Source organism: Streptomyces sp. NPDC051286 (assembly GCF_044455345.1).
GTDB lineage: Bacteria > Actinomycetota > Actinomycetes > Streptomycetales > Streptomycetaceae > Streptomyces.
Map to the genome: position 1 here is coordinate 21,082 of NZ_JBITER010000061.1, position 9,624 is coordinate 30,705.

Annotated in this window: 8 protein-coding genes and 2 pseudogenes; 6 read left to right on the forward strand and 4 right to left on the reverse strand. The window is 69.8% G+C overall.

Annotation, left to right across the window (positions count from 1 at the left end):
* Window position 1: 1 nt before the first annotated feature.
* The gene (locus ACIBB8_RS33670) at window positions 2-694 is read right to left on the reverse strand and encodes a cytochrome b/b6 domain-containing protein (protein WP_398958636.1); all 693 of its coding nucleotides are present in this window, start codon (window positions 692-694) and stop codon (window positions 2-4) included.
* Window positions 642-1,364 carry a molybdopterin-dependent oxidoreductase gene (locus ACIBB8_RS33675; RefSeq protein WP_398958638.1) on the reverse strand — a complete coding sequence of 241 codons (723 nt, stop codon included), beginning with the start codon at window positions 1,362-1,364 and terminating at the stop codon, window positions 642-644. The genes ACIBB8_RS33670 and ACIBB8_RS33675 overlap by 53 nt, the downstream gene beginning before the upstream one ends.
* A gap of 487 nt (window positions 1,365-1,851) precedes the next feature.
* On the opposite strand from ACIBB8_RS33675, the gene abc-f reads away from it, so the two are divergent.
* From abc-f to ACIBB8_RS33690, 3 genes are all read left to right on the forward strand, one after another.
* Window positions 1,852-3,486, forward strand: a complete 1,635-nt coding sequence (gene abc-f / locus ACIBB8_RS33680; RefSeq protein WP_398958640.1) for a ribosomal protection-like ABC-F family protein — start codon at window positions 1,852-1,854, stop codon at window positions 3,484-3,486.
* A gap of 79 nt (window positions 3,487-3,565) precedes the next feature.
* Window positions 3,566-5,218 carry an ABC-F family ATP-binding cassette domain-containing protein gene (locus ACIBB8_RS33685; RefSeq protein ID WP_398958642.1) on the forward strand — a complete coding sequence of 551 codons (1,653 nt, stop codon included), beginning with the start codon at window positions 3,566-3,568 and terminating at the stop codon, window positions 5,216-5,218.
* Window positions 5,219-5,343: 125 nt separating this feature from the next.
* The gene (locus ACIBB8_RS33690) at window positions 5,344-5,907 is read left to right on the forward strand and encodes a CGNR zinc finger domain-containing protein (protein ID WP_398958644.1); all 564 of its coding nucleotides are present in this window, start codon (window positions 5,344-5,346) and stop codon (window positions 5,905-5,907) included.
* 113 nt (window positions 5,908-6,020) lie between these two features.
* Here ACIBB8_RS33690 and ACIBB8_RS33695 read toward each other — a convergent pair whose 3' ends face one another.
* Complete coding sequence (locus ACIBB8_RS33695; protein ID WP_398958646.1) at window positions 6,021-6,662, reverse strand: hypothetical protein; 642 nt, start codon at window positions 6,660-6,662, stop codon at window positions 6,021-6,023.
* Window positions 6,663-7,178: 516 nt separating this feature from the next.
* The gene (locus tag ACIBB8_RS33700; RefSeq protein WP_398958648.1) at window positions 7,179-7,697 is read right to left on the reverse strand and encodes a sigma-70 family RNA polymerase sigma factor; all 519 of its coding nucleotides are present in this window, start codon (window positions 7,695-7,697) and stop codon (window positions 7,179-7,181) included.
* A 372-nt stretch (window positions 7,698-8,069) separates the two neighbouring features.
* Here ACIBB8_RS33700 and ACIBB8_RS33705 point away from each other — a divergent pair.
* The 3 genes and pseudogenes from ACIBB8_RS33705 to ACIBB8_RS33715 all read left to right on the forward strand — a co-directional run.
* Window positions 8,070-8,610: pseudogene (locus ACIBB8_RS33705) on the forward strand (DUF4158 domain-containing protein); the annotation flags it as partial.
* 3 nt (window positions 8,611-8,613) lie between these two features.
* Window positions 8,614-9,111 (forward strand): annotated as a pseudogene (locus tag ACIBB8_RS33710) (arsenic resistance protein); the annotation flags it as partial.
* Window positions 9,104-9,517, forward strand: a complete 414-nt coding sequence (locus ACIBB8_RS33715) for an arsenate reductase ArsC (RefSeq protein WP_398958650.1) — start codon at window positions 9,104-9,106, stop codon at window positions 9,515-9,517. The pseudogene ACIBB8_RS33710 and the gene ACIBB8_RS33715, both read left to right, overlap by 8 nt.
* The last annotated feature ends 107 nt before the right edge of the window (window positions 9,518-9,624 follow it).

A 9,624-nucleotide genomic window follows, 5' to 3' on the forward strand; every position in this document is an offset into this window, starting at 1 on the left:
ATCACACCTTGTCAACTTTCCCGGTCGCGTTGCCCGTAGGCTCCTCCCGCAGCCACCAGGAGTGGTGCCGCTCCGCCCAGGACCGGCTGACGTATCCGGTGCGCATGCCCAGCCTCGCCTCCGGGTCCTCGAACGCCTTGCGCATGTGGCCGAGCAGCACGAAGGTGATCGCCCAGGCCACAAGGTCGTGAACAAAGATCGCGCTGGTGCGGGAGATGAAGGGCAGCAGTCCCATGAACCACATCAGCAGACCGGTGGACATCATCACCAGTACGGCACCGGCGATCCAGCCCGCGTAGAGCTTCTGGCCGGCGTTGAACTTGCCGGCCGGACGCGCCTGCGGCGACATCCGCCGTCTGCGGGCGGCCCGCAGCCACTGTCGGTCGTACGCCGCGAAGCGGTTCAGCCTGCGCAGGTCCGCACGGAAGTCGGCGGAGAACAGGCCCAACAGAAAAGGCAGCGGCAGCAGCATGCCCGACCACTCGTGCACTGTGACCATCAGGTGGCGCCGTCCGACCAGTTGGGCCAGCGGCCCGAGGTACAGACACGCCGCGGTGACCAGGCACACCAGCATGAGCCATCCGGTGGCCCGGTGGACCATGCGCTCGGCGGTAGTGAACCGTCGGACGCCGCCGGAGGGATCAGGCCGCGTCACTGTGCCGGTCGGCGTCGTCGAGCCAGCCGTCGACCGCATAACCGCGCTCCTCCCAGTAGCCGGGGACGACCTTGTCGGTGACCGAGATGCCGGACAGCCACTTGGCCGACTTGTAGAAGTACATCGGGGCCACGTACAGGCGGACCGGGCCGCCGTGCTCGTGGGTGACGGGCTTGTCCTGCATGTTCAGTGCCACCAGGACGTCCGAACGGCGCGCCTGTTCGAGGGTGAGGCTCTCGCTGTAGGCGCCGTCGAAGCAGGTGAAGCGGACCGCCGCACCCTTGGCACGCACCGCGGCGGCATCGAGCAGGTCGGCCAGTTTCACCCCGTCGAAGGGTGTCTTCTCCACCCTCCATCCGTCGGTGCACAGGACGTCGTGCACCACCCGGGTCTGCGGCATCGCGCGCAGGTCGGCGAGCGTGTAGGTTCTGGGCCGGTCCACCAGTCCGCTGACTCGCAGCTCGTAGTTCGTCTCGTCCTTGCGTGGCACCGAACCGACGACGCTGTAGTAGCGGAAGCCGCCCGGATTGGGCAGCAGTCCGGTGAGGCCGGTCGCGTCGACCTGGGAGGCGGCGCCGAGAAAGTCTTCCCAGCCGCGTTGCAGATAGGGCGCGGCGGCGAGCCCCGCGGCGCCCGCGCCGAGCATGCCCAGCATCGCCCGCCGCCCCACCGGCGCCCCGTTGGCCCTCCGCTTCGGCTTTCCTGCCATGGTCAGTGTGCTCCTTCGAAGTGGCGACGATCCCGGCGGTGTGCGGCCCCACAGGACGGCACCGGCCGGGCGAGTCCACACATGTGGACACTGTCGAACCATCGCGACATCGTCACCTGTTCAACAGGTGACGATGGTGTCAGGTTGCCCCCGGAGCTGTCAACAACACAACGAAGGGGACAGAACGGCTTCCGCCTCACTCGACATGTGCCGGTGCGCATACATGTATGGGCAGGGGCACCGCCCGTGCCGGCCAGACAGAGGGGCGACGGCTGCTAAGCTATGAACGACGTAGGCACACCGTGTATCGAGGAGTCACAGACGTGGTGGGTGAAGACGACATCTCCGGGTGAGACCCGGATCTGACGGTCACCGGCCGGCGCTCAGGAGCGCTGCCGAGGTGGCCTGTCTTGTCGTCCCCCTTTTCCCACGTCTGCCCAGGGCAGAAGTCTGATTCTCTGCCCTCAAGCCTTTCGAGGTCACCTCCATGTCCGACGCCGCCATCGTCTGCTCGAACCTGTCCTTCGCCTGGCCCGACGACACCCCGGTCTTCCAGGACCTGTCCTTCACCGTGAACAGCGGCCGCACCGGCCTGGTCGCCCCCAACGGCTCCGGCAAGAGCACCCTGCTCAAGCTGATCGCCGGCGAGCTGAAGCCCGCCACCGGCTCGGTGTCCGTCGGCGGCACGCTCGGCTACCTCCCGCAGAGCCTGCCCCTGACCAGCAGCCTCACGGTCGCCGAGGTACTCGGCATCGCCCCGATCATCCAGGCCATCGACGCCGTGGAATCCGGGGACGTCGACGAAAAGCACTTCACCACCATCGGCGACGACTGGGACATCGAGGAGCGCACCCGCGCCCAGCTCGACCGCCTCGGTCTCGCCGACCTCACCCTGGACCGCAGCCTGAGCACGCTCAGCGGCGGCCAGGTCGTCTCCCTCGGCCTCGCCGCCCAGCTGCTCAAGCGCCCCGACGTACTGCTGCTCGACGAGCCCACGAACAACCTCGACGCCGAGGCCCGCCACAAGCTCTACGACGTGCTCTCCGACTTCACCGGCTGCCTGCTGCTCGTCAGCCACGACCGCGCACTGCTCGACCGCATGGAACGCATCGCCGAGCTCGGCCACGACGAACTGCGCCTGTACGGCGGCAACTTCACCGAGTACGAGGAAGCCGTGCGCGCCGAGCAGGAGGTCGCCGAGAAGAACGTCCGCAACGCCGAGCAGGAGCTGAAGCGCGAGAAGCGGGAGATGCAGCAGGCCCGCGAACGCGCCGAGCGCCGCGCGAGCAACGCCGCCAAGAACCTCAAGAACGCCGGCCTGCCCAAGATCTTCGCCGGCAACATGAAGCGCGGCGCGCAGGAGGCCGCGGGCAGGTCCGGCACGATGCACGCCTCCCGGGTCAGCGAGGCCAAGACCCGCCTCGACGAGGCCGGACGCGCGCTGCGCGAGGAGCAGCGCCTGACGCTGGAGCTGCCCGACACCCAGGTGCCCGCCGGGCGCAATCTCTTCCTCGGTGAGGGGATGCAGGTCCGCCTCGGGGACAGGGACGTCTTCGCCGCGGGCGGCATCGACCTGACCGTCCGCGGCCCCGAGCGCATTGCGCTGACCGGGCCCAACGGCGCGGGAAAGACCACCCTGATGCGTCTGATCACTGGCGAACTCACCCCGGACGGTGGGGAGATCAAGCGCAACGACGGCCGGATCGCCTACCTCTCGCAGCGCCTGGACCTGCTGGACCTGGACCGCACCGTGGCGGAGAACTTCGCCGCGTTCGCCCCCGAGCGGCCTGAGGCGGAGCGGATGAACCTGCTCGCCCGCTTCCTCTTCCGGGGCGCGCGGGCGCACCTGCCGGTCGGGGTGCTCTCCGGCGGCGAGCGGCTGCGCGCCACCCTGGCCTGTGTGCTGTGTGCCGAGCCGGCCCCGCATCTGCTGCTGCTCGACGAGCCGACCAACAACCTCGACCTGGTCAGCGCGGGCCAGCTGGAGAGCGCGCTCAACTCCTATCAGGGTGCCTTCATGGTGGTCAGCCACGACGAGCGGTTCCTCGCCGAGATCGGCGTGAACCGCTGGCTGCGGCTGGCCGACGGGGTGCTCAAGGAAACGGGAGCCCCCGCGGTGTGAGCCGTCGGCGTGTGACGTGGCCCGCGTCCGAGGCAGCATGCCCCGCGGGCCGAGCACCGATCACGTTGGACGGTTCCCCATGCCTCAGCCCGCTCTGCTCGCCCACGACCTCGTCCGCAACCTGGGCGGCCGACGCGTCCTCGACGGCATCTGTCTGACCGCCTCCCCCGGTCACCGCATCGGCCTGATCGGGGAGAACGGCGTCGGCAAGTCCACCCTGCTGCGGGTGCTCGCCGGCGTGGACGAACCCGACGCGGGAGGCGTCACCCGCCCGGGCGACCTCGGCTTTCTCCACCAGGAGATGCCCTTCGACGCCGGCTCGACGATCGCCGCGGTGCTGGACGAGGCGCTGCGCGAGGCCCGCGAGGACCTCGCCGAGCTGGACCGGCTCGGCGAGGCACTCGCCCGCGTCCCACAGGACGACCCCGGCCACCAGGAGCTCCTCGACGCCTACGGCAGGCGGCTGGAGCGGGCCCAGGACCGGGAGTCCTGGGACGCCGACCGCCGCGCGGCCCTGGTGCTGGACGGCCTGGGCCTCGGCACCTTCGGACACGACCGCACGCTCGGCTCGCTCTCCGGCGGGCAGCGCGGCCGGCTGGCCCTGGCCGCGCTGCTCGTCCGGCGGCCCTCGGCACTGCTGCTGGACGAGCCGACCAACCACCTGGACGACGGCGCCGCCGCCTTCCTGGAGGAGCAGATCCGCGGACTGCCCGGAACCGTGGTCGTCGCCAGCCACGACCGGGCATTCCTCGACGCCGTCTGCACCGACCTGATCGACCTCGACCCGGCGGTGGACGGCCCGGTCCGCTACGGCGGCAACTACAGCGCCTATCTGAGCGAGAAGCGCGCCGAACGGGAGCGCTGGGAGCGGCGGTACGCCGAGGAACAGCAGGAACTGGCGGGGCTGCGGGAGTCGGCGGGGGTGACCGCGCACCGGGTCGCGCCGGACCGGGGCCGCACCGACAACGAGAAGATGGGTTACGGCCACCGGGCCGGCCGGGTACAGAACCAGATCTCCCGCCGGGTCCGCAACGCCACCCGGCGGCTGGAGGAGCTCGAACGCACCCAGGTCGCCGAGCCACCGCGGCCACTGCGGTTCACGGCCGGGGAACTGGCCGCGCGAGCGGAGGAGGATTCGCGGCCCCTGGTGTCCCTGGGGGACGTCCGGGTGCCCGGCCGCCTCGCACTGGACGGCCTGGAGGTGTCGACGACCGACCGGCTGCTGGTCACGGGCGGCAACGGAGCGGGCAAGTCGACGCTGCTCGCCGTGCTCGCCGGACGTCTCCCGGCCGAGGGCGAGGTGCACCGGCGGCGCAGGCTGACGGTGGGGATGCTCACCCAGGACACCGTGTTCGACCGGCCCGACCGCACGGTCCGCGACACCTACGAACTGACGCTGGGCCCGGCGCGGGCCGAGAAGGTGCCGCTGGGCTCGCTGGGGCTGATGCACGAGGCGGACCTGGACAAACCGGTCGGACAGCTGTCCGTGGGGCAGCGCCGGCGGCTCGCGCTGGCCCTGCTGGTGGCCCACCCGCCCCAGCTGCTGCTGCTCGACGAGCCCACCAACCACCTCTCCCCTCGGCTGTGCGACGAGCTGGAGGCCGCACTCGGGCAGGGCCCCGGCGCGATCGTCGTGGCCAGCCACGACCGCTGGCTGCGCCGACGCTGGCAGGGCCGCGAACTCCGGCTGGAACCGGGTGCCGGGCGGAAGGAGGACACGACAGGGGTCTGATCCCGCCCCTGCCCTGCGCTCCTCCTGCGCGGTGCTTACGATCACGACCACGCCCGAGCAGAGATCACCGCCTGGAACGGTGACGATCCTTGCGCTTCACGGTAGTCACTGGTCAAGATGGTGATGTGAATCTTGACCATGTCTTCGTATGCGGGCACCCGGCTCTTGACTTCGCGGCCACCCTCCGTGCCCGGCGCTCTACCCGGTTCGAGATGTTCGTGACGCCGGAGCGGCTCAACGCCTGGTATCTGGAGTCCGGACTCGTGGACACGATCACGCCCGGCGAGGAGAACGACGTCCGAGCGGCGACCACACTGCGCGAGGCCGTCTACCGGCTCGTCACGGTCCGCCGTCTCGGTGCGGAGTTCGACCGGGAAGCGCTCGACGTGGTCAACGCCGCCGCGCGCAAGGTCCCTGTGACGCCACAGCTCGCCCTGACCGGGCGGCTCGTCGAGGCGACCCCCGAGCAGGCCCTGGCGACCGTCGCCCGGCAGGCCGTCGAACTGCTCAGCGGCCCGGACGTCCCGCTGATGAAGGAGTGCGGCAACCCCGAGTGCACCCGGGTCTACATCGACCGCTCCCGGGGCATGCGCCGCCAATGGTGCGGTATGGAGTCCTGCGGCAACAAGATCAAAGCCGCCGCCTACCGCGCACGCAGGAAGACCGCGCCCGCCGTGGCCGCGCGCTGACCCCCTGCCCCGGGCGTCGCACGGTCCCGGCGGGGGCCGGGGCTCAGCCGGCGGCCACGGAACGTACCACAGGAGACACGTGTGAGTTGATCGCTGCCGTTATACGTAGTACCTCAGAAGTACATGGCGCGGTGGCTGCGGTAGGCGAAGGTGTCGCCCGAGCTGAGGATGGTCACGATGTCCTCGCAGAAGCACCGGTACTCCGCCTCCTGCTCGGCCGACAGGGGCACGGAGACCACCGGCTCCCCGGGAACGGCCTGCCCCAGGGTTTCCAACAGCCGTTGCGGGGGCGGAAGCAACAGAACCTCCATCACGCGCCGGAAGACCTCGGTGAGGCCGTCCTCCCGCTCCGGCGGTTCGCCACGCTCCTCGGCGCACACCTGACCCGTCACCGCGTACTCGGCCTGATCGGTCGCGGTGAGCAGGTCGAGGCAGGCCGTGAGGTGCCCGAGGTCGACCGTGGTCACCTCGACCGGATACAGGCTCGTCAACTGGTCGCCGCGCGGACTGTAGAGGACGTATCTGGTCTCTTCATCCGGAGCGGGATCGGCGGACGTACTCGCCTTGTGCCACTCGAACCACAGCGGCAGTTTCAGCAGTACCTGTACCCAGCTGTCGTAGGCATCCGAGATGATCCGCTCGTGGTCGGACTCCAGGCCCGCGCTGTGGAGTCGGTAGAGGCGGCGGAGAAGCGGTTCTTCAAGACTCTGGAACTTCGCGAAGAACACGGGGTCGTCGGGAACCAGAACGTACAAGGGGCTCCTCCTCTCACCGGTATGACGACTCGTGACGGCGAGCCGTCCAACGGGCCACCTCCACGGAGCCGCTCAGCCGTACGAGGACGTCCGTCGTCCGGTCGACACCGTGGCGCGATACAGCCGCGCGCCGCAACTGACGGCGCTCGGACCGACCCGCTGGTGCAGCGGGCTCCCCAAGCGGGCATCCGGCCGGCAGAAGCCGTCATGAGGTTGAACGGAGCAGCCTTCCGCGAGGTTCACCTGCTGTCCTCCCGGTCCCGGCGTCCCGGCGCAGATGTCGCCCGACCTGCGGCAAGGGTGTCTGGGTGCGTGTCGACGCCGATGACGCCGTCGACCTGACTGCGAGCATGGTCACGCGGTTGCTGGTCGTGGTGGACCAGCCGGCCTCGATCGGCGCGCGAAACCGACACCGAGTCCCCACCCTGGTCATCCATGCCCGCATGGTGAGCCACGCAGCTTGACCACACACATAGGGGGCCCCGCAGTCGGCCGAGGCGGACAGACGAGGGAGCCCTACGCCGCCTCGGGGCGCGCGACCGCGCGCAGCTTGCGCAGGGCGTTGTGCTGACGGCTCTTGACCGTTCCGGCCGGCACTCCGAGGATGCCGGCGGTTTCCTGGATGCTGCGGTCGCACAGGTATATGTGGACCAGCACAGCGCGGTGCTCGGGAGACAGCCGGCGCAGCAGCGGCCTGACCACCAGGGCGTCGTGCACCGCCTCAGTGCTGCCGGTGCGCGACACGGGGTCGTTGTAGGTGACTCCGACGATCTCTCTCCGGGCGTGGGGCTTGCGCACCCAGTCGATGACCAGATGCCGGGTCACGGTGAAGAGCCAGCCACGGACCGAACCCTCCATCCCGAGCAGACGGTCGATGTTCCGCCAGGCCCGGATGATGGCCTCCTGGACGATGTCCTCGGCAAGTCCGTGGTCACCCAGCATCTTCTCGGCATACGAGACAAGACCGTCCCGCTGTTCCCTCACGATGGTGCCGAGCAGATCGGACCGGGACATAGCCGTGAGGGGCGTAGCCATAGTGTTCTGAACCATCCTGGCTCTCTGTCGTGCAGCGACCGGAGGCCGGATGTAGCCCCCGCACTCGCACTGTAGGCAAGGGCAAGTGCGAGAAGACTGCCGCATTTGTGTCGCCCCAGTGCCGCGTCCCCGTCCGGCGAGCACATGTGCGTGGACGATACCCGGGCCGCGCCGGAAAACCTCTCCTCACCAGGTGGTTTTCCATTCCTCCCCGTCATTCCCAGCCTTAACAGAATTCAAACAATTACGAGGTGTGAGTTATATGTCACGTGCGTCGAGCTGCCTTGACCGGCCCCGGGAGCAGGCAGACCCATGAAAACACATGTGATTGTCGTGGGGTGAATGGGTGGGTGGAAGGTGTGCCAGGCCCGGTGGACACATGCCGAGGGGCCGGTGGCGCTGTTCAACCACGCGGTGACGTGGCTGTGGAAGAACCGGGTGCTGTTGCCTGGGGTGTCGGTGCTGGCCCGGCAGGTGTCGGAGGCCCGCACGGTGGCTGAGCGGCGGGTGTACGAGGCGGTCGCACGGGCCACCGACCGGGCCGATCCCGGGCTCGCGCCGGCACTGGCGCGCTCCTGACGGTGCCGGAGGGCAAGCGGGTCTCGGAGCTGGAGCGGCTGCGCACGCCGCCTGTGAAGTCGACGGGACCGCGATGGTGCGGGCCATGGAGCGTGTGGAGGAGATCTCGGCGTTCACGCTGGGCCGGGTGAACCTGTCGCGGTTGCCGGTGAACCGGCTCTCGACGCTGGCCCGGTACGGGCAGTTGAGCAGGGCGCAGACGATCGAGCGGGCGCCGGAGCCGCGGCGCACGGCGCTGTTGACGGCGGTGGTGCGTCAGCTGGAGGCGCAGGCGGTCGATGATGCGGACCTGTTCGCGGTGCTGATGGCGAACCGGTTGATCAGCCCGGCGCGGTGGGCCGGGTTCCTTACCCGCCGCCTCGGCGAGAAGGCCAAGGGCCGCATCTGGTACGAGACGAAGCTGATCCCCCGGATCGGCCCGTTCGCCCTGTACGGGCTGCTGTTTACCATCGTCGTGCTGTTCGCCCTCCAGGGCGACGCCATCACCTCCCAGCCCCTCGACGTCGCGCGGATCGCGCTGCCGCTGCTGGTCTACTTCGCGCTGATGTGGGCCGGGTCCATGGCCGTCGGCCGCGCGGTCGGACTCGACTACCCGAAGGCGACGACTCTCGCGTTCACCGCCGCGGGCAACAATTTCGAGCTCGCCATCGCGGTCGCCATCGCCACCTTCGGCGCCACCTCCGGCCAGGCCCTCGCCGGAGTCGTCGGCCCCCTCATCGAGGTCCCCGTCCTCATCGGCCTGGTCCACGTCGCCCTGGCCGCCCGCCGCTTCTTCCCCCAGCCCACCCCGGCGGCCACACCGGCCGCCGCCCCGGAAGGTTCCGCCCTTGTCTGAGACCAAGCCGTCCGTGCTGTTCGTGTGCGTCCACAACGCGGGCCGTTCCCAGATGGCCGCCGCCTTCCTCACCCACCTCGCAGGCGACCCCGTAGAGGTCCGCTCCGCCGGGTCCGCACCGGCCGACGCCGTGAACCAGGCCGCCGTCCAGGCGATGGCGGAGGTCGGCATCGACATGTCGGCCGAGACACCGAAGATGCTGACCGTCGAGGCCGTGCAGGCGTCCGACGTGGTGATCACCATGGGCTGCGGCGACACCTGCCCCGTCTTCCCTGGCAAGAAGTACCTCGACTGGAAGCTGGAGGACCCGGCTGGCCAGGACGTCGACGCCATCCGGCCCATCCGCGACGGGACCGAGCAGCGCATCCGCGCCCTGCTCGCCGAGCTCCTGCCCGAGACCGCCTGACCTCCGGCCTGCGCTGCCCGCACGCTCTCCCCGGCGAGCTCCAGACGGTTCAAGTCCCGCACCGCGCTGATCACATGCGTGGAATCGGTGCGCTGCTTGCCCCCGGC

Coding starts and splice junctions, on each gene's coding strand:
- abc-f (WP_398958640.1), top strand. CDS start 1,852: ATGTCCGACGCCGCCATCGTCTGCTCGAACCTGTCCTTCGCCTGGCCC.
- ACIBB8_RS33670 (WP_398958636.1), bottom strand. CDS start 694: ATGCGGTCGACGGCTGGCTCGACGACGCCGACCGGCACAGTGACGCGG.
- ACIBB8_RS33675 (WP_398958638.1), bottom strand. CDS start 1,364: ATGGCAGGAAAGCCGAAGCGGAGGGCCAACGGGGCGCCGGTGGGGCGG.
- ACIBB8_RS33700 (WP_398958648.1), bottom strand. CDS start 7,697: ATGGCTACGCCCCTCACGGCTATGTCCCGGTCCGATCTGCTCGGCACC.
- ACIBB8_RS33685 (WP_398958642.1), top strand. CDS start 3,566: ATGCCTCAGCCCGCTCTGCTCGCCCACGACCTCGTCCGCAACCTGGGC.